The organism is Paraprevotella xylaniphila YIT 11841, from assembly GCF_000205165.1.
GTDB classification, from domain to species: domain Bacteria; phylum Bacteroidota; class Bacteroidia; order Bacteroidales; family Bacteroidaceae; genus Paraprevotella; species Paraprevotella xylaniphila.
The window spans coordinates 20,306-40,558 of record NZ_GL883837.1 but is presented as its reverse complement, the minus strand read 5'-3'; the positions used below and the strand labels follow the sequence as shown (position 1 = coordinate 40,558).

At 52.1% G+C, this 20,253-nt stretch carries 16 protein-coding genes and 2 tRNA genes; 3 read left to right on the top strand and 15 right to left on the bottom strand.

What is annotated here, in order from left to right; translation table 11 throughout:
- Positions 1-10 precede the first annotated feature (10 nt).
- The 3 genes from HMPREF9442_RS05925 to HMPREF9442_RS05915 are packed head-to-tail and all read left to right on the top strand — an operon-like array spanning position 11 to position 2,911.
- Positions 11-616 (top strand): V-type ATP synthase subunit D, encoded by a 606-nt coding sequence (locus HMPREF9442_RS05925; RefSeq protein ID WP_008626413.1) that lies wholly within the window; start codon positions 11-13, stop codon positions 614-616.
- Complete coding sequence (locus HMPREF9442_RS05920) at positions 613-2,460, top strand: V-type ATP synthase subunit I (RefSeq protein ID WP_008626412.1); 1,848 nt, start codon at positions 613-615, stop codon at positions 2,458-2,460. Before HMPREF9442_RS05925 ends, HMPREF9442_RS05920 begins: the two co-directional genes overlap by 4 nt.
- Before the next feature lie 31 nt (positions 2,461-2,491).
- Positions 2,492-2,911 (top strand): ATP synthase subunit C-like protein, encoded by a 420-nt coding sequence (locus HMPREF9442_RS05915; protein WP_008618333.1) that lies wholly within the window; start codon positions 2,492-2,494, stop codon positions 2,909-2,911.
- Here HMPREF9442_RS05915 and HMPREF9442_RS16185 read toward each other — a convergent pair.
- The 15 genes from HMPREF9442_RS16185 to pyrE form a co-directional block, all read right to left on the bottom strand.
- Entirely contained in the window at positions 2,872-3,027 is a 156-nt protein-coding gene (locus HMPREF9442_RS16185) for a hypothetical protein (RefSeq protein WP_157183527.1), read from the bottom strand. The genes HMPREF9442_RS05915 and HMPREF9442_RS16185 overlap by 40 nt on opposite strands.
- A 215-nt stretch (positions 3,028-3,242) precedes the next feature.
- The gene (locus HMPREF9442_RS05905) at positions 3,243-3,611 is read right to left on the bottom strand and encodes an HmuY family protein (protein ID WP_008626407.1); all 369 of its coding nucleotides are present in this window, start codon (positions 3,609-3,611) and stop codon (positions 3,243-3,245) included.
- Between the two features lie 27 nt (positions 3,612-3,638).
- Complete coding sequence (locus HMPREF9442_RS05900; RefSeq protein ID WP_008626405.1) at positions 3,639-5,111, bottom strand: C1 family peptidase; 1,473 nt, start codon at positions 5,109-5,111, stop codon at positions 3,639-3,641.
- Complete coding sequence (locus HMPREF9442_RS05895; protein ID WP_008626404.1) at positions 5,101-7,275, bottom strand: HEAT repeat domain-containing protein; 2,175 nt, start codon at positions 7,273-7,275, stop codon at positions 5,101-5,103. Before HMPREF9442_RS05895 ends, HMPREF9442_RS05900 begins: the two co-directional genes overlap by 11 nt.
- Positions 7,276-7,297: 22 nt before the next feature.
- Positions 7,298-9,481, bottom strand: coding sequence for a HEAT repeat domain-containing protein (locus tag HMPREF9442_RS05890; RefSeq protein ID WP_008626403.1), 2,184 nt, complete (start codon positions 9,479-9,481; stop codon positions 7,298-7,300).
- Positions 9,482-9,492: 11 nt separating this feature from the next.
- A complete protein-coding gene (locus HMPREF9442_RS05885; protein ID WP_040602705.1) occupies positions 9,493-11,088 on the bottom strand; it encodes a DUF6850 family outer membrane beta-barrel protein in 1,596 nt (531 codons plus the stop codon).
- Positions 11,089-11,146: 58 nt separating this feature from the next.
- Positions 11,147-12,364, bottom strand: coding sequence for a DUF4876 domain-containing protein (locus HMPREF9442_RS05880; protein ID WP_008626401.1), 1,218 nt, complete (start codon positions 12,362-12,364; stop codon positions 11,147-11,149).
- Positions 12,365-12,402: 38 nt separating this feature from the next.
- Positions 12,403-15,234, bottom strand: a complete 2,832-nt coding sequence (locus HMPREF9442_RS05875; RefSeq protein WP_008626400.1) for a TonB-dependent receptor — start codon at positions 15,232-15,234, stop codon at positions 12,403-12,405.
- 172 nt (positions 15,235-15,406) lie between these two features.
- On the bottom strand, positions 15,407-16,417 hold the full coding sequence (locus HMPREF9442_RS05870; RefSeq protein WP_008626399.1) for an alpha/beta hydrolase: 1,011 nt from the start codon (positions 16,415-16,417) through the stop codon (positions 15,407-15,409).
- An 87-nt stretch (positions 16,418-16,504) separates the two neighbouring features.
- A tRNA-Leu gene (locus tag HMPREF9442_RS05865) sits at positions 16,505-16,589 on the bottom strand.
- Between the two features lie 5 nt (positions 16,590-16,594).
- Positions 16,595-16,670 (bottom strand) — tRNA-Gly (locus tag HMPREF9442_RS05860).
- Positions 16,671-16,740: 70 nt separating this feature from the next.
- Positions 16,741-17,292, bottom strand: a complete 552-nt coding sequence (locus HMPREF9442_RS16430) for a hypothetical protein (protein WP_008626398.1) — start codon at positions 17,290-17,292, stop codon at positions 16,741-16,743.
- A gap of 41 nt (positions 17,293-17,333) precedes the next feature.
- The gene (gene argH, locus HMPREF9442_RS05850) at positions 17,334-18,674 is read right to left on the bottom strand and encodes an argininosuccinate lyase (protein WP_008626388.1); all 1,341 of its coding nucleotides are present in this window, start codon (positions 18,672-18,674) and stop codon (positions 17,334-17,336) included.
- Positions 18,675-18,690: 16 nt separating this feature from the next.
- The gene (locus HMPREF9442_RS05845) at positions 18,691-19,173 is read right to left on the bottom strand and encodes a hypothetical protein (RefSeq protein ID WP_008626386.1); all 483 of its coding nucleotides are present in this window, start codon (positions 19,171-19,173) and stop codon (positions 18,691-18,693) included.
- Between the two features lie 27 nt (positions 19,174-19,200).
- On the bottom strand, positions 19,201-19,833 hold the full coding sequence (gene pyrE / locus HMPREF9442_RS05840) for an orotate phosphoribosyltransferase (protein WP_008626385.1): 633 nt from the start codon (positions 19,831-19,833) through the stop codon (positions 19,201-19,203).
- Positions 19,834-20,253 lie beyond the last annotated feature (420 nt).

Sequence of the window (20,253 nt, the reverse complement as noted above, 5' to 3'; positions counted from 1 at the left end):
TCGGAAGGATATGGCCATTAAATTTCAATATAACAAGACCTCGTTGCAGCAGCTTGAAAAACAACTCAAGATGCGTGTACGCACGCTGCCTATCATCAAGAACAAGGAGAGTGCGTTGCGCATGGAGGTGAAGAAGTGCAAGGCGGAAGCGGCGGAACTGGCACGCAACCTGGAGGCGCAGATTCAGGCTTACGAGGCGATGTTTGCATTATGGAGCGAATTTGACCCGACGATAGTCGGAGTCAAGGACGTGGATTTAGGCGTAAAAAAGATAGCCGGGGTGCGGGTGCCGGTGCTGAACAGTGTGGAACTGGAGGTGCGTCCGTTCAGTATGTTCAGCAGTCCCAAGTGGTATTATGACGGGATTTCTTTGTTGCGCGGCCTGGCGCGGACGGCCATAGAAAAGGAATTCGTGCAGGCCAAGCTCGACCTGTTGGAGTATTCGCGCAAGAAGACGACCCAGAAGGTGAACCTTTTCGAGAAGGTGCAGATACCCGGTTATGAGGATGCGTTACGGAAAATCAAACGTTTCATGGAGGATGAGGAAAACTTGTCCAAGTCTTCCCAGAAAATATTAAAAACCCTTCAGGAGAAGAGAAAGGAGGCCGAGGCATGATTACGAAGATGAAGAAACTTACTTTCCTTATTTATTATAAGGAGTACGAAGCTTTCTTGAAACGGATGCAGGAACTGGGGGTATTGCATGTACAGACGGCACAGGAAGGTGTGGTGGAACCTACGTCAGAATTGGAAGCCAAACTCAGGCGGACGGAGCATGTGAAAGAGTGGATAAACCGCCTGGAGGCTATGCCGGTGCCGGACAATCCATTGGCCGACAACCGTGGCGTGGCGGATATCTTGTCGCATTTGGATAGGATGGAAGAAACCCGGCATAAGGCAGAGGCGGAACTCCAACGTTTGCGGAAGGATGAGGCTGCGCTGTTGCCTTGGGGCGACTTCGACCCGGCGCGTGTCGAAGGTTTGTCGGACATCGGTTATGCCATGGGCTTCTTTGTCTGCCCCGAACGTTCGTTCAATGAAGAGTGGGCGGCATTGTATTATGCTACTGAAGTAACCCGTGAAAAGGGCAAGGTCTATTTCGTGACCCTTACGCCGGTGGGCGAGGAGGTGGTGCTCGATGCCGAACGGTTGCGCCTGCCCTGTGTCTCGTTGATGGATTTGCGGAAGCAGATACGTGAAAAAGAAGAAGGAATAGCCGCTATAGAACATGAAATGGGGAGGTTGGCGCAAGGTTATGTAGCCCGGCTTCGTGGTTATGAAGATGAATTGCGCACCTCCATAGCTTTCGACCGCGTGGTGTTGGGCACGGAACAAGTGGCCGACAACCGTTTGATGGTGTTGCAAGGATGGATTCCGGAAGACAAGGAAGCCGAAGTGAAATCTTTCCTTTCCACTCAGGAGGTCTATTATGAGATACGTGCGGCGCGCAGGGAAGACAATGCTCCGATTAAATTGAAGAACAATGCATTCGTACGGATGTACGAGGTGCTGACGAAGATGTACGGCATGCCCGACTATGCGGAGTTTGACCCCACGCCGTTGGTCGCCCCGTTCTTCACGTTGTTCTTTGCCTTCTGCATGGGCGATGCAGGTTACGGATTGGTGCTGATTGCTTTGGGATTTTTCCTGAAACACAAGCTTTCTTCCTCTTTGAAGGGTATCATGAACTTGGTGATTACGTTGGGAGCAGCCACCACCGTGTTCGGTGCCGTTTTGGGTACGTTCTTTGGGGTGAGCCTCTTCGACGTAGATGTGCCCGGGTGGATGAAGCAATTCATGATCGTGGGTAAGATAGGCGACACGAGCTATGACAAACAAATGCTGTTAGCCTTGATTATCGGCGTAGTGCACATCTGCATCGCCATGACGGTGAAGGCCATCGGTGCTACGGTACGTTACGGTTTCAAGGAGTCGCTCTCTGATTGGGGATGGCTGCTGCTTGTCGTCGGTTTCATCTGTACGGGCGGCCTTTCTTTTATGAAAGTGATCTCGGAGAATGTATCCAATACGGCTTTCCTTGTGATCGGCGGCGTGGCGGCCATCGGCATTTATTTGCTGAACAACCTCCACCGCAATGTTTTTGCCAATATCGGAGCCGGATTGTGGGACACGTATAACATGGCTACGGGGCTGATGGGCGACGTGCTTTCCTATATCCGTCTGTATGCCCTCGGGTTGGCCGGCGGTATGTTGGGCGGTGTGTTCAATCAGTTGGCCTTTATGGTACGTGACGGTGCGGGAGACGCATTGTACGGAGTTCCTGGATGGTTGGGTTGCGGGCTGATTTTAGCGTTCGGCCATACGTTGAACATCGCCATGTCTTGCCTGAGTGCTTTCGTGCACCCGCTTCGTCTGACCTTTGTGGAATATTTCAAGAACTCCGGCTACGACGGAAAAGGAGAGGCATACGAGCCTTTCAGCATAGTAAAAAACAAATAATCAATTAATCACAAATAAAATTTAGAACATTATGAATGAAATTTTAGGTTACATCGGTTTGGGCTTGATGTTTGCCTTGGCCGGTATCGGCAGTTGTTACGGTACGACTATTGCGGGAAATGCTGCCGAAGGGGCGTTGAAGAAGAATCCTTCCAAATCTTCCAGTTACATGATTTTGTCTGCCCTTCCGGCCACACAGGGGTTGTATGGTTTTGTGGCTTTCCTGATGTCCATGGGGCGTGATTTCACGACGGAGGGACCGTTGATGTTAGGCATCGGTTTGGGAGTCGGTCTGGTATGTATGATTTCCGGTATCCGTCAGGGGCAGATTTGTGCGAACGGTATCGTGGGCATTGCCCAGGGACACGACGTGCAGACCAATACGATGATTTATGCAGCCCTTCCGGAATTCTATGCCATCTTGGCTTTGGTGGCCGCATTGATGGTGTAAGGATTAAACAAGTATTTGATAAAAACAGTCAGGCCGCGCTCTCCCACGAGCGCGGCCTGATTGTTTTGGGAAGCATCGAAGATAGTGGGACGGTTCCGGAGCCATGCTTGGGACATGATGCGTGTCTGCTTTGGGTTTGAAATGTATAAAACCTGACAGGAATGGAAGGCAGAGGATGTCGGTTCTGCAATCTGCTGCCAACGAAAAATCATTCTCCTGAGATTGATTTTTCATTCTCAGCCGAATGATTTTTCGTTTGGCGCACAAATTTTATCCATTCTCAACATGTTGGTTTCAAGTGGTTTAGAGCGCCATTCTTTCCGCCATTCCTCTACCGTATGGAATCGGTTTGAATTTTGACAGTCATGTCCGGGTCAGTCTGTTCATAGCCGTAGGGCGAGAGGGCTATGCCTCCGTCTCCGATTCCCGATGTGCCGCTGTTGGTGCGTATACGCCCGTCGGCAATGGCGATGTCCCAGTCTGTGCGGGCTGCGTAGGCCTGTTGGGCGAGGGTGTCGGTCATGGCACAAGTGCCTACCACGGTATGCGTCTTGAGCGAGAAGTAAGTCCATTGTCCCTTGGCATTGGGGATGACGGCCGTGTGGTCTGCCGTACTTCCGCCGGTGGTAAGAGGTTGCTCGGCGGAGCAGGCTGCTGCGAGAAAGGAGAAGAATATCAATCGTGCGAGTTGTTTTTTCATTCGTTCTGTCTTTTTAAGTTATTCCGGTTATTCCGTCGTCCGGTAGCGCAGGGTGATGGTCTGGCTGCCGGTGTCGGGGTTGGCGAAGCGTATCTTGGCCTGCCGGCCTTCGGCTGTGCGCAGGAGGAAGGTACGGTCGGTCACGTTGCCTGCCTCGTCGGTGTAACGGAAGGCCGAGGCAGAGACGGGAGCGTCTTCTGCGGCCCGGATGCTGAAAGGATTGCTGCCGTCGCGCAGCTCCACTGGTAGGGTGCCACGGTAGGGGTATTCCACGGGCTGCGTCCCACGGTAGTCCACGATGGAGAGGGCCGTGACGCGCCCCGTGCCCTTCACCTTGCCCCTGAAACCACGCAGGATATTGAGGTAGAATGTTTCGCCGCCGCGCCCTTCTTCCGTCATGTATTCGGTCAGGTCCAGGGCTATTTCGATATTTCCGGGCATGTATTGTCCCTGCATGGGGTAGTCTCCCCCTTGGTTGTAGAAAGCCCGGCAGGTGTGGTAGCCGATGATGCCCCGTTCGTCTACGTCGCTTTCCGTGGCCAGACCGAAAGAGAGGTCGTTGCGTGAAGAGAAGTCGAGCGCGAGGCGGAAGACTACGAGGGGGCGGTGGATGCGCACGCGGATGGCTTCCACCGTGCTGCCCAGTTGCTGTTCGGGCACGCGGGCATCACGGAAAAAGTCGTAGGGGAGATAGAAGCGTCCGCGGTCGTGGCTATGGGTGCCCCAGGAGTTGACCACGATGAAGGCTCCCGTGTGCGGTGTCCCCTGCGCGTCGGTGTAGACGACCGTGTCGTCGTATCCGGCTATGGTGAGAGCGTGTGCCCCGTCTGTGGCAAGGCTTTTGAGCAAGGAGCGGTAGCCGGTGAGCGAGGGACCCTGGTAGTCGTCGTCGATATCCCATCTGCGGCTCATGGCCGAGAAGGTGAGCACACCGCCCACCGCGCTGCCGTCGCCGGCATCGTAGAGCCAGCGTTTCATCAGGGGGATGCTGTCGGCAAACGTCAGCACCTCCTGCGTGCGGTATTGCAGGGCCTTGTAGTATTTGTCATATCCCGTGGCCCATTTGAATTGGTAGGTGCCGGAGATGCCGTAGTCCTGTTCGGTCATGATGCCGTAACGCTCAGACAGGTAGAGGCCCTGGTCTACAAAGTCGCCCTGGTCCTGTCCGTCATTGAGCAGGTTCCACGAAAACTGATAGCTGAAGCGATGGTCGGCAGAAGCATGTGCGTCGCGGTCGAGCAGGCGGTTGATTTCGTAAGTGAACATGTAACCGATGCCGGAAGCCTGGGCGCAGGAACCGCCCATCTGGTCCAATATGGGTGGAAAGAATTTCCGTGTGGAATTGTCCACCGCAGGCGGTAACTGTACCTCTGCCCGGCTTTGCAGGCGGAAAGGTGTGCGCGGCAGGTGCATGTCGCTTCCGTCGGGGACTTGCGCCCATGCGCCTTGGGCGCATAGGTGCAAGGTTATGTATAAAAGAGGTATGAGTTTACTTTTCATGGATGCGGCGGTAGGTTTTCAGGGCTTCCTGTCGGACGGCATCGGGGAGCGATGCGTCTTCGCTCATTTTCAAGGCTGTCGCCGCGATGTCGGCGGCATGGCAGGAAACGGTGTGCCATCCTAAGGCTTCGAGCAGCAAGATTTGAGTGTTCCCGTCTCCGCAGTCCTGCAGATAAACCAACAACTCCGGAACTTTGTGGTGCGGCAAGGTGTTGCGTAGGGCACGGATGGTGAAGGTCCGGTCTTTTTCTGAGGCTTCGCCCTTCACCACCTTGTCGATGTCGGTGGTCAGACGGTCGGCACTGTGGGCTATGGTATTTCTGATTTTACCGCGGAGGTTGTTCTTGTCGAGGTATTGTACGGATGGCGCATCGAACTGCCGGTCGAATTCGGCGAGTAGGTCTTCTTTGGGGAAGCAGGCGAGAGCCGTCATGACATTAAAGTTGCAACGGTCGCTGGTGTTATTGGCGATAGACAGCCGGATGAGGGCCGGAATAAGGCGTCGGTCGCCGTTTTTGGCGATGAAGCGTATCGCTTGGCGCTGTACCAGTTCGTAGGCATCCTGCGAGGCTTCCGTCACGGCTGTGATGAAATGGTCGTCGGGGGTGGCAGAGAGGGCCATCAGCGCTTCTAAGCGGACTACGCCGTAAGGGGATTCACGATAGATGCGGAGCAGGTCGGCTGACGAGAGCGCACCGGCTCTTCTCAACTGTTCGATGGCCAATGACTGCACGTCCGGCAAAGGGCTTTTCAACAGCCTTTTCCAAGAAGAGACCTTATTTCGCAACAGCAGGCCGTCCACATCCACACTTCCGGGCACGGGGGCAAAGCGGAACGTGGGATCACCGATGACATGGGACTCCAGGAGATTGGAAAAGCGTACAACGTCTCCTACGCAACCGCCTTGGGCTGTCAGTCCGATGAAACGGTCGTACCATTTGTCTTGCAAGGCATTGACCGTATTGGCTATGACAGCCACCGTAGAGCCCGGCTGGAAGATGTATTCGTTCGCTATGCAGTCATCCTGGTGGAAGGAGCCGCAGAAACAGGCATCAATCACTACGACGGGTACATTGGGGCGGTAGCCGAATATCTTGAAATCCTCCAGATGCAGGTCTTCGTTAGCTACGAGGGTAGAGTCGGCGATGCGCAGGCTGTCGGCTAGAGGGTTGTCGCCGAGCCAGGTGGACGGCAGGTCGAAACGTTTCTCCAGTACCACGCGCAGGGAGTCGTAATTACGTCCTCTTTCGCGGGCTTCCTCCACGTGCATCCTCACGTTGCGGATGATAAACTCCTTAGCCTCGCGCACCGTGCGGATGGGAGCCGTACCGTTCAGGTATTCCGTATCGAAATAGCCGTGGTGGTGCAAGATGGCCAGATCCAGGTCGGTACGCATCATTTCGTTCATCAGATGTTCTTTTACCGGATTGTGGTCGGTGTGGTCCATATAGCTAATGCGGTTGGTGCGTCCGGCCAATGAGGGAAAATGTTCGAAATAAGCCGCTTTCTCGTCCATGCGGGCGGTTTTGGATTCGGAGATATACCCGTGGCCGCCGAAGAAAAACAGTTGTCCGAGCGTCCGTTGTCTTTCTTTCTCCCTTACAGCCTTGGTCAGATATTCCCTGAGCTTCTGGTAGCGGGAGCTTTCGGGCGTGTCGGTAGGCCGGATACGTCCGCTGTACAAGTCCGGATAGACTTTCTGGCTGCTTTGGGGGGTGAGGGAATAATAAAAATAAGGTTTCTCCTCATCCTTCCCCTGAAACTCGAATTGCAGGCCGAAGTCGTCGTAGAACCGGTCTGAAGGGACAGACGATTCGCGGCGGTCATTCTTTTGGTTCATCTTGAAGGCACTGGTCAGGTGCTGTGCGTCGCGAACCATGACGATGGGGATGTCTCCCACGAAAACAGTCCCTACGATAGGATCGGATTTCTGTTCGTGCAAATGTTTCAGGGTGGCACGGATGGAGTCGGGCATCTGCCACCGGTCGATGACCGTGTACACTTTAAGGCCATGTAGGCGTTCTATGGCGCGGGCATAAGCGTCCACTTCAGGCCGTGCTTCCTGATAACTTACCGAGTCTATGACGATGGCAAATCCGTTACGTGCCGCAGTTTGAGCCGTAAAAGCCAGGCAAGTAAGGACGGATAATAATAATTTTTTCATGATGTTCCTTGTTCTATGAGGGTTATTTTAATCGTTTGTAGGTTTTCAGAGCTTCTTGGCGCACTTGTTCCGAGTGGGAAGGGTCTTTCATGAGTTTTTCCACTACGGGGAGTACCTGTGCCGAAGTATAGGCCTGGCGGTGCCATCCCAAAGCCTCGAGTAACGGTAACAGCAGTTCGTCGTCTTTTAGCGTGGCGGCATAATCGGCAACTTGGGGCAAGAGGTAAGGCGGGCAATAGATTCGCATGAAGTTGATTTGTGCCAAAGCACGTTTGCGGGACATTTCCCCTTTACACAGCTTTTCAATCTCTTCGTCCCATCTTCCGGCATAGTTTCCGGCGTTTTTCAATACTTTTTCGGCATAAGTTCCGGGGTGGACCACGTAGGGAGCCATTTGCCGGAGCTTGTCTTCTACGGCGGGGAGCAGGTCCTGTCGGGAAAAGAACTGTGCGCCTTGCAGGGCATTGAATGCCACTCGCGCCGATGTATTTACGTCGCAGAGTTTCCCGGCCAGCGTATTTGCCAGACGAGGGTCACCGTTTTTGATAAGCGCATTGACTGCAAAACGCTGCAGCAATTCGAAATTGTCGTATGCCGCGTTTTCAATGGCAGAGACAAAGTCGTCGGAATGCTGTTGTTGGAGGAGCAAGAACGCTTCCAGGCGGACACTTCCGTAGGGTGACGTTTTCAGATATTCCAACAGGTGTGGGTCGGAAACTTCCTTGCTTTCTTGCAATTGGTGCAAGGCCAATGCCTGTATATCCGGATGGAGACTGTGGCGGAGCAACCTTTTCCAATCTTTCGGCTTGCCGGAACTGATGAGGTCATTAAGAGAGTGATCTTGTTCCGGAAGGAATGCAAAAGTGGGGTCGCCTACCACGTGCATTTCCAAATCGGGATTGAGTTGGTTCAGGAATCCGATCATAACACCCTGTTCCAACAGGCCGGCAAAGCGGTCCGGCCACTTGTCCTGAAGTACGTTGACAGAGCCTCCCAGTCCGCAGATTGTCTTTCCCGGTTGGAATATGTATTCGTTGGCAATGCAGCTCTCACGATGCCAGGAACCGTTGTAACAGGCGTCCCAGAAGGCTACTCTGCAATTCGGCCGGAAAGCGTAGCGGGCGAAATCAGACAACACAATGTGGGTCATGGCGCTTTCCAAAGAGTCGTCCTTTGCCAAAGTGCTGTCATCCAACTCTGCCATCCAAGCGTCGGGTAACTGGTCCCGGCTTTGTAAGTTTCGTCTGATACTGTCCGTATCATATCCGAAATGCCGGGCACGGCTCAGGGAGGCGCGGTAACAATGCAGCAAGTACTCGCGTGCTTCTTCCGCAGTTGAGGGTTGGGGCCAAGCACTGAGGTACTGTGTGTCGTAATCGCCATGATGGTGCATGAAAGCCACGCTCAGGTCCGGCGACATGAGCGCGTTCATCAATTTTTGTTTGATGAGTTTCTCGTCGGAATAGTCCATGTAGCGGTAGGCATTGGGACGGTGTGCGAGCGAAGGGAAGTGGGCATGCATGGAAGCCATTTCGTCGATATGGGCCGTTTTGGATTCTGACAGGCTGCCGCTGCCTGTATAGACAAAGACGGACATCATACGTTCGGGATGCAATTTTGCTTCCGTTGCTTTCTGCAAGTAAGCTTTGAGCTTGGTGTAACGTGAACCGGGTATATCGCCGTCGGTGGGACGGATGCGTCCGGAAAACAAATCGGGGTGTACTTGCTGACTTCCCCGTGCCGATAATGAATAGTAATAATATGGGGCTATACTGTCGCGTTTCAGAAAGTCGAATTGCAACGAGAAGTCGTCATAATAACGGTCTGACGGGACAGAGGATTCTTGCCAAGGCATTTTCTGGCTCATCTTGAACGCACTGCAAAGATGCTGTGCGTCGCGAATCATAGGAATGGGGATGTCACCGATAAAAACGGTGCCTATGATGGCTTCGTGAGGCCGGGCGTGCAGACCTTTGAGAGTAGCACGGATAGAATCCGGTATTCCCCACCGGTCGATTACGGTATAGACTTTGAAATGTTGTTTGGATTCCAATGCCTGGATGTATTCAGCCAGTTCGTGTTGAGCCTGTTGGTAGCTGATGGAGTCGATGACGACGGCAAAGCCTTTTCGTTCGGCGTGCAGTGTAGGGCAAAAGAATAGCACGCACCACAGGCTGATAATAGAGTAGATGTTTCTTTTTCTCATAAAACTAATCCTTAAAATTGCAAATATACTCCTGCGGTAGAAAGCGAACGGTTCGTACCGTCGAAAGTATCATCATATTCGTTCTTGTCCCTATAGAACTTGAAATCCGTGGATATATAAATGCCTAAAGTTATTTTCTTAGGAAGGGGGATTGCTACTTGTGCCAAAGCCCCTATCAAGGCGTGTCCGGAAGTGGCATACTCGAATTGTGGACGGGTGTATACGGCAGAAATGTCTTCATCGGCCGTTCTGGTGTTTCCATTTCCGTAAGTGCGGTTCAACGGTATACGGTAACCGCCATGGACAGACAAGTCCAAACCTGCAGATTTGATTTTCAGGAACTTGCCTGCAGAAAGTTGTGTGGTTAGTAAGGTGGATGTTTGTTTGGCTTTTCCGGTGGACAACTGGTGATTATAGGCAGATGACGTGAATGCGGCCAAAGCGTCTACGAAGAAATCCTGCTTGTCGTCTTTCAATCGTTCGAAGCGATATTCCAGTCCGGCGGTCATTCGCTGGTCATCCTGAATTTTATATTTGCTGAGCGTCTCGTAATATACCAGGTTCCCGTGTTCGGTGTCTGTCATCATTTTCTGGTCCCGCCATATACCTTTTCCGGAATGGTAGGAAGCCGTCAATACCAGATGGTGACGTGTCAGACGGTGAGGGGAGAGGAGGAAACGGTTCTGTAGCATCCATTCATCCGAAGTGTAGTCTCCTCCGTAAAATTTATAGGAAGAACCTCCGTCTGTAGCTTCTTCCGAAACATGCGTATAACGGACTTCCGTGAAATTCCCGTATTTTTTGTGTTCCGGTTCCCATACAAGTTGCAAGGCACCGGTATAATTCAGTCCCTTATAGGCACGTTGGTAGCCTGATACGTCACCCGACGAGATACGGTAATAGTCCCCCATACCTTTCATCAGGAAATAACGGTGGCTGTTGAGTGTGTTGACCAACGTATAGGCGATGTCCGAATTATAAAAGGAAATGCCGGCCGTAGCACCTAGTGCCCATTGGGAGTTCAACCGGTGTTCCGCTCCTACGTAAATAGGCAGGACGGTGGTATTGGTTTTGGGGCGAGGGTCTGTCTGGTCGGACAGGCTTCCTAATGTCAATCCGATAGAGATTCCCCCTTTCCAGGATTCATTCCATGCATAAGAGGCCGTCATGCCCATTTCAAAAGATTCCGTGGTAGCGTCGCTTGCCACTGAATCGCAAAGCACAAATGGGTTATCGGGGTTGAGGAAAAGGGTGGAGTTCCACTTCTTGTCTTTCTCTTGTAAATTACGGTAACTGATGAAGCCCGACACGTCTACCTTGCCCAGGTTTTTAATTCCACCCATATAAAACTTGAGATTATCCGACTGTCTACCTTCATCCACCGCCCGGTAACTTCCACGTCCAATCGTATAGTCCAGTTTGGCCACACCCTTGTTTTTGTAGGAATTAGAAGAGATGCGCGAGGGGTTCAGGCTAGTATACCGGATATTGTCCGACACATTAGCCGAACTTTCATTCCATTCGCTTCGGTACTCTTCTAAAGATTGCGCGTGCATTGGGACGAGTGGACCCAAACTCAACGACAGTAACAGGAAGTAACGTTTCATTTTCTTTTCGGATTAAAACAGGGATGGGATTTGATCCCGTCCCTGTCAGTTCTCATAATTATTCATCAACACTTGTAGGAGTTTCTCCCGGGGTCAACGGTTGGTCGCGCAAGAAATCGGCGGCAGAATCGTTGGTATCTTTGTAGACGGGTCGCCCGTTCTTCATTTCGACGACCTTGCGGCGGATACATTTGGCCGAATACATAGGGTTGCCTTTCACGCCGGTAGCATCATCTTGCGGCAAGAAGGTGGGGTAATGGGTTTCGCTGTCCGCATCGTAGATGTCTACTGCGTCAAGCACATATTTGCTAGGGATGACCAGATAGGTCATAGTAGTGGATGAGGTTCCCGGTTCGTACATCACGCTCGACTCCAAAGCCGCGTAAGCCTCCGGTGTCATGCCTTCCGGCAATTTTGCCAACACATAGGAACGTCCTGAGGTTCCCAGTCCGAAAGCAAACATGTATTTGTTGTTGTAGAAGATGGTTTTCAAGTTGGGAGCTGCATAGTCCACATCGTTGGCGTTGTAGTCCAAATAGATTTCCCAATCGGCGTTGCTCAGGTCCGGGCAGTTGGCGTAGTCTGCCGCTTGCGACGCATCTTCGCCGTATGCCAGTTTGTGGTTTGTGGCATCGTTGGCAATCAGGACACTCTCACCCGGTTGGAGGGGATAGTCGTGCCCGTTTCCGGGGAATGCCACCACGGAACCCTGTCCGCAGGCGTAAAGGTCTTCGTAGCCATTGGCCTGCCATGCATTTGCCGTTTGTTGGTTCCCGGCAGGAGCAGTCAGAATCAGGTTGTCCAAGTATTGCACTTCGTCCGAGTTGTTGACAATCTCAAAATAGCTCTCGTGCATGTAATACTGTTTGCTTCCTGCGTTGTGGATGGTTTTGAATATCAGGGTCGATTGCATGATTTTTTGTAGGTTGACCGTAACCGGAGTATGGGCATAAAGGTCCACTGACGTGCTGCCGCTGAGGGAAGCCTTGGCTTCATCGGCCACCTTGCCGGTGACCGTCACTTTGTACTGTCCCTGCGGAAGTTCTATCTCTTTCGGGTTAGCGTCCAAGGACAACGTGTCGTTTTTAGTAGTCGAACCCAAAATGAGCTTAAGCTCTTCCACGTTAGACGCTTCCACGTCCGATGGAAGGGAATAGCTGACCGTCAGTTTGTAACTCTTCATACCCTCGTCGTTATCTTCGCTACAAGACACGAAGGAGAGGCCGCATACGGCCATCATGGCTATGACACCACTTTTAAGAAACTTCTTTCTCATGTTTTCTGTTTGTTAAATGTTTATATATAGGTGTGCTCTCAAAGTTTCAGCTTCAGTTCCGCTCCGAAGTACATGTCCGGGTATAGTTGCGTTTTGGCCAGGCTGTGCGGGTTGGTGTGCCACTTCTTGGTATTGGTGAAGTTGTTGGCGATGACGGACAGTTCGGCTACACGGCCTATTTCTTTGGTAAAACGGAAGCTCAGCAATGCCCATGGCTTGATGACATCCTTTTCGTACAAGTAAGGTTGTGTGCGGTACATGATGCGCGACTTGTCCGCGTCGTCGGCATCGGCCGGGCTCCATGCCGTGTAACGGCCCTGCTTGTCGTAGTATCCCACAGGGTCGACTACCAGGTAATCCTTGTCTTCGTAAGACTTGAGATAGTAGCGGCTGTTTCCGTTCTCGTCTTCGTAGATGGTTTGGGTGCTTTCGTACCATACGACCTGTACCGATGTGGTGAATACCATTTTGATGGCCGGGATGTGGGTGATGAGCCGGAACGTGGAATTGAACCGGTCTCGCAGGTTCCCTCCGCCCGAAGGGAGCACGCCTACGTAGTCGAACGAAGAATTGATATAGTTCAGGGGCATGTTCTCATTTTTGCGCTTGATATGGAACCATGCCCCGCTGATGTTCAGCGAGGTGTGCAAGGGCTTGATTTCACCGAAGTCCAACCCGTACTCGATGCCATGCTTGTGCGTGGTCGTACCGTTGGCTGCCCGGCTCCAGGTATACATCTCGGTGGTCTTCGTCCGCAGGGCTGTATGCTCCGTCCCGTCCGTGCGGTAGGTCACGTCGCCGCTTGCGGCATCGAATACGGGGTCGGTAGCCGTGGCCGGCACGGTGTACTTGTCATAGTTTTGCCAGATGAGTTGCGACGTAAAGCCCAGTTCGTGCCGGTGGGATTCATGGAAAAAAGTGGCAAAACCCTTTATCCTGTTGATGCGGAAAGACAGGCCCGCTTCCCATTTCGTGGAGCGTGCCGGACGCAGGTCGGGATTAGCCGTATTCTTTACTACGTCCGTCGTGATCAATCCCAAACGGTCCTTTGTTTCCGTCCCGTATTTAGACAGGCTGGCATTGTCGAAATAGGCATAGTCGGGATAGAGGTACATCAGTGTGGGCATCTTGTTGGAGATGCCGAAACCTCCGGTCAGGGCTAGCAGGTCGAAGACAGGATTGTTCCGGCTGTCCAACAGGTTTAGCGTGGCGTTGACACGAGGCTCGGCTACGAGGAAGTGGCTGATACCTCCGCTTTGTTTCCGGTCTACAAACATGTTGCTGACGCGTACTCCGGCTTCCAGCATAAGCCCCATGGAGCCCAACCCCTTACGCAGACGGCTGCTGGCAAAACCCGACAAGGTGCTTTGGGCAGGTATGTCCTTGTAGCTCCGTGGACGGAGAGTCTGTGCCCCTTGAGCTTGCGGCGGGTTATTTTCGTCGTAAGTGAATCCTTCACCCCGGTTGGCATCGTAAGTGTATTCTGCGCCGAGTTTCAGGTTGGCATAGTCGTTTTCCGAGATTTGCAAGTATTTGTTTGCCACAGCCTGGGCATACAGGTTGACGGGGATGCCCTCAATGCGGTAAGCCGATGTGTAGCCCACATTACGTATCTGAGCTACGTGTACACCCGGTTCGCGGGCTGTCGTGACCAGTCCGTCGGGATTGTTCACCCAATTGTCGTGGCTGTCTACCGTGCGTGACATTTGAGCTGAGAGATTATAGTCCAACGAAGAGAGAAAGCCTCCGGCAGGCTTGTAACGTCCGCTTACGGAAAGCCGTCCGCCCACGTTGGTGTTTTTGTAATGTATTTGTTGTTCCTCGAACTGGGGATCGTCCTTACGGTTGTTCACGTTAGAGTAAAAGGCTCCTTTCACGTTAAGGGAAAGCGGCCCGAATTGGGCGGAGTATCCGGCCGAGGCCGTGATGCGGTCGTATCCCATGTAGTGCTTGCGCGTATCGGCCCACGACTGCGACCAGTCTACGCTGAAGTTTGCAGCTCCGCCCCTTTTGAGGTTGAATCCCTTGCCGGCGAAGACTTGTTTGGAGTTTGGGTCCGTTTGGAACTTGGCTTCCCAAGGCGTGTGTCCCGCCTTGGTCTTGACCACCACTACGCCCGACGTCAGATTACCGTATTCCACGGAGGGGATACCGCGTATCACCTCCATCGATTCTATATTTCCGGCACTGACGGTGCGTAGGTCCACGCCTCTTCCGGCTGTGGTCTGTTCGCTCATCCCGTCGCTTTGCATGCCGGAATTGGCACCGAATTTGCTGGGCGATACCACTTGCAGGTTCGATTCGTTGCTTAAAGGGGTGCCGTCTACTACCACCAAGGTGCCTAAGGCATTGTTGTCGTCATCTTCTATTTCGCGTATGTGTGCCTGCCCTAAGTTGTTCAAGTTCGGATTTTCAATCAGGTTGCCCGGTACGAGCTGCAACAAATCGTTCAGGCTTTTGGGTTGTACGTGGCGTATGGCATCCTCTCCGATAAGCGATTTAGAGCCCATTTGTTCTTGCCGTGCTGTCACTGTTACATTCTTAAGGTTGAGGCTCAGCTCTTTGAGTGTGACATCCAGTCTTGTTTTTGAGGATTGGATATGCACCGTGCCCGTCACCGTTTCATAACCTACAAAAGAAACACGGTACTGGTAGGTACCTTCTTTCAGCCGGGTCAGCTTATAGTGTCCGTTCCTGTCGGTATGGGAACCTATGACGTTGTTCAGGCTTACCGTAGCTAACTCTATAGGTTTTCCCTTTATGTCGCGCACGGTTCCTTCCAATATATTTGAAGCATTTTGAGCAAAAGACGGGAGAGAGAAGAAAAAGAGTAGGATGATGCCGAGAATGGGATTTTTTCCTTGTAACATGACGTTTAATTTTTGAGGTTACAAAATTATCCCATTCGAGAATGTTCGTCAATACTTAAATATCGGTATATTTTGTTGTGTATCGGGTGTATTGTTCGGATATAAGTCATTCCCTTACGCAGGAATAACTTATAATAAGTATATTTACTAAATATCTTTAAACGGGAATCCGTTAAGGCCGAAGGAAATCTTCTGCCAAAGATACGGCATGTCGGAAAGCTGTATCCTGCCCCGGTACGGTGATGAACAGATGGACGGTGCCTGGCAATACTTCACGGTGCGCTGTCACGCCGAGGCGTTTCACGTGGTCGGTGAAAGCCTTTCCTTGGTCGCATAAGATGTCGCGTTCGGCAGCCACGAGAAGCAGTCGGGGCAGACGTGAGAGCAGGCTGTCCGGGCAAAGGGAGGGAGAGATGAAAGGATGTTGAGCCTGACCGCACGTGTAGGCTTGGTTGAAGGCTTCCATCAAAGGGCCGTCTAAAGCAGCTCCTTTCTGATAGGTATTCCAAGAGGGAGAGGCATCGTTCCATGCGGAGACCACCGGATAGAACAGCAAAAGGGAGCGTATGGGAGATGTGCTTTCCTGTAAGAAACTGAGCGTGGCGGACAAGGCCAAGTTACCTCCGGCACTGTCTCCTCCTATGGAAACAAGTTCCGGTGAGCTGCCCCATTCCAAAGCTTTTTTGCGAGCCAATTTTACGGCACGTATACAGTCCTCCAGTCCGTCCGGAAACGGATGTTCGGGAGCCAGACGATAGTCTACTGCCAACACGATGACATTGCCCGTGGCGGCCAATGTCTGGCAAAACCGGGCGCAACTGTTAATGCTTCCGAATGTCCATCCTCCTCCATGCAGGTAAATGAGGAGAGGCAGAGGACTTTGATTCTTTTTTACGGGAGTGTACAGGCGCAGGGACGGAGTGATTTGGAGGGCATTCACGTCGGTTGGTAAAGGTATAGGAATATTACGTGATACCCGGATACGAGTGAGGGGTACGGTGTCTCCTTGTATGGCTTGCAGTATGGCTTGGGTCTGTTGTTCCTGTAACCCGTCGGGCATGGCCGACAAGAACCGGTCGGCTTCGCGACGGAACGTATCACGGTCTTTCTCTATGGAGTTTTGGCCGTAAACAGTAGGTAAAGTACCTAACAGACTAATGCATATCAGAAGTATAGTTCTCATTTTTTTGTTTTGAACGACTTGTTACTATTTATCGTATAAAATAAAAATCGCAACCATTCCTTTGCCGGATGATTGCGATTTTTTTCGTACTCGAAGCGGGACTTGAACCCGCACAGCCGTAATGGCCAAGGGATTTTAAGTCCCTCGTGTCTACCGATTCCACCATTCGAGCAACCTTGGAGCGGAAAACGAGACTCGAACTCGCGACCCCGACCTTGGCAAGGTCGTGCTCTACCAACTGAGCTATTTCCGCAGGGGACTTTTGTATTACGGCTGCAAAGATAGCGTATTTCGGAGTTTACACCAAATTTTTCTTTTATTTTTTACCGGTTGTTGATGACCATCGTGTTGCCGGAATACGTGATACGGTAACGGAACAGGCTTACCCCTTCCTCACCGATACTGATTTGTCCCTGATTGTTCAGGTTGTACGTCCGGCCACAGGATACGCATGCGGCATAACCGCCTTCTTTCAGTTGCAGGGCACGGGATATGTTGTAAGCGGAATAACAGTTGGGGCAGGCCAAATCGTAGCAGACGGGCAAAGAAACCGTGTTGCCCAATTCCGGGATGTTGGGCAGGCCGGCAATAAAACCGGCGATACCCATTTGAATGGAAGAGTTACCGGCAATGGCCGTGGCATTGACCGGGGTGGTGTGTCCGCTTTCGTCCGTGAACAGGAAACGGTCGCGGTCGCGGCAGATGGTCGTATAGACCCCTAAGCTGTTCAGGGCCGCGTTGAGCTGCGGTACGGTGTTGACGTTTTTGTACACGAAATAGGCCGGATAGTTGGAGTAGGTGTTTTGTACGTCCTCCTTGCAGGCCGTGAGGCATAGCAATGCCGTGAAGATAAAAAAACTCCGTATTCTTTTCATATCAAAGAAACGGAGTTTTTTACCTTTTATTGTGGTGCTTCTTATTTTCCGAGCAGGCGGTTTTCCGCTTCACGGGTGCGGGCGAAGTTGAAACCGTTCCACACTTGTTCCATCAGCCCATGTATCTTGTCGTTGCATAAGTTGCCGATACTTCCTTCGTGGGTGTGGTGCACGCGTTTGTCGGGGGTAAAGTTCCCGGCTTCGATGTCCAGTCCCACTTTCTTGTAAGCATCGCGGAACGGCATGCCGCCCGTGGCCAACCGGTTCACCTCTTCCACGCTGAACATGTTGTCGTATTTCGGGTCGTCAAGGATATGCTCGTTCACTTGTATCTTATTGATAATGTAGGCCGCCATGCGCAGGCAATCCTTCAATTCCTCGAATGCCGGGAGGAATACTTCCTTGATGATTTGCAGGTCGCGGAAGTAGCCGCACGGCAGATTGTTCATGATGAGTATGATCTGTTGGGGCAGTGCCTGGATTTTATTGCACTTGGCACGCGTCAGCTCGAACACGTCCGGGTTTTTCTTGTGCGGCATGATGCTCGACCCCGTGGTACAGTTGTCCGGCAACTTGACGAAACCGAAGTTTTGCGAGTTGAACAGGCAGGCATCGAAGGCCAGTTTGCTCAGCGTCCCGGCGATGCCTGCGAGGGCGAAGGCCACGTTGCGTTCCATCTTCCCGCGTCCCATTTGGGCATAGACCACGTTGTAGTTCATCGAATCGAATCCGAGAAGTTCGGTGGTCAGCGTACGGTTGAGGGGAAATGATGAACCGTAACCAGCGGCAGAACCGAGCGGGTTGCGGTTGGTCATCTTGTAGGCAGCCTGAAGGAAAAGCAGGTCGTCCACCAGGCTTTCCGCGTAGGCTCCGAACCATAATCCGAAACTGGAGGGCATGGCCACCTGAAGGTGGGTATAGCCCGGCATGAGCACCCTTTTGTAGCGTTCGCTCTGGGCTTGCAGTTCTTCGAACAGCACCCGGACTTCTTCGGCTATTTCCTGGAGTTGTGCGCGGGTGAACAGTTTCAGATCCACCAATACCTGGTCGTTGCGCGACCGTCCGCTATGGATTTTCTTCCCCATGTCGCCCAGTTTACGGGTGAGCAGCAGTTCCACTTGCGAGTGCACGTCTTCCACACCTTCTTCGATGGTGAAGCGCCCGGCTTCGATGTCGGCATGGATGCGGCGCAGTTCCTTCAACAGCACCGGCAGTTCGTCCTTGCCGAGCAGTCCGATGGATTCCAACATGGTGATGTGCGCCATCGAACCCAGTACGTCGTACCGCGCCAGATACAAATCAAGTTCACGGTCGCGGCCGACCGTGAACTTTTCTATTTCTTGATTGACTTCCGTGTTTTTTTCCCAAAGTTTGCTTGCCATATTGTCTTTGATGTGATTAAGCTCCGTATGGAATCATGGCCAACATGTCTGCCAGTTTCTCTACCCCCTCTTTCAGCGGTTTGGCCACCATGCCTTTGATGAACGGGTTGAGTTCAGCCCCTACCGTCAGTTTCATCTTGCATGCCGTTTCGGAAGTGGGCAACAGTTGAATCCACAGGTTGAGATGGATAGGGGAATTGACCGTTTCGAACTTGATGCACTTCGGCTCTTCGCGCTCGATGATTCGCAGGGAGACTTCCCCTAAAGGGGAAATCTTGCAACTCACGGAGTCCGTGTCGAACGTCATTTCCTGGATACGTTCGTTCAGTTGGTTCAACTTGTCTTCCGGCACCTGGCCCGACATCATGGTGCGTACCGACGGGTCGTTGAACCGTTCCTTGATGACGGACAGGTTGTTCAAGTCGGCCAGTTTGGCATAGACGCACGACTGCGCGTAGGGAATTGGCTTGATGTTGCTTTCAAATTGTTGTTTTGACATTTTTCCGTTTTCCTGTTGATGAGACGATTAACCGTTCCAATGGGCCGGGTCTTTTCTCCACTCGTTGAGCACCTCCACGTCGCAGGGGTCGATATAGCCGATGCGTACGGCTTCTGCCACTACGGCTTCATAATTAGTCAGGGTGACCAGTTTTACATTAGCCGCCTTGAAAGCCTGGGCGGCCACGTCGAACCCGTAAGTGTAGGCTGCCACCATGCCGCTCACCTCGCAACCGTTGTTGCGGATGGCTTCCACGGCTTTCAGGCTGCTTCCGCCGGTAGAAATCAGGTCTTCTACGACAACGACTTTCATGCCCGGACGAAGTTCGCCTTCAATCAGGTTTTCCAAGCCATGGTCTTTGGGTTTGGAACGCACGTAGACGAAGGGCAGGTTCAACAAGTCGGCAACCAATGCACCTTGCGGGATGGCTCCGGTAGCCACGCCGGCAATAGCGTCGGCTTCAGGGAAACGCTCGGCGATGAGGCGTCCTATCTCGATTTTTACGAAATTGCGCAGTTCCGGGTAAGACAATGTCTTACGGTTGTCGCAATAGAACGGGGATTTCCATCCGGAAGCCCATGTGAAAGGGTTGGTCGGCTGAAGTTTGATGGCTTTGACTTTAAGTAACTTAGCTGCGAAGATCTTCTCTAATGTTTCCATAACTGTCCTAAGTTTATGATTCGTGCTGCAAAGATAGTGAAAGGTGAGCGCAGGGGCAAATGAAAACGGAGTTTTTTAATTGGGCTGTGCCGGACTGTACCCTGTCTTCGTATTTGCAAAGGTAGTGGAAGAGGATGACCTTTCGGGGAAAAAGAACTTTTTTCAATGTATAGATTCATGTCTGGCTCAGACCGTTCTATGGCTCTTGAGCACTCATGTGGAGACGCTTGCTTCTCCGTGAAGGGCAGGTGAAGGCTGTGAGAAAGAGAGTTCACCGTAACGAGTTGAAGCACAGTTTATATGAAGGACGTGAACCCTTTTTTCGTTCAATCTCATTGTATGGGTGGCCGAGGTGGCATACGGCATGAAACTGTTTGCGGCAGCACGCAAAATCATTCTGCGCCAAACGAAAAATCGTTC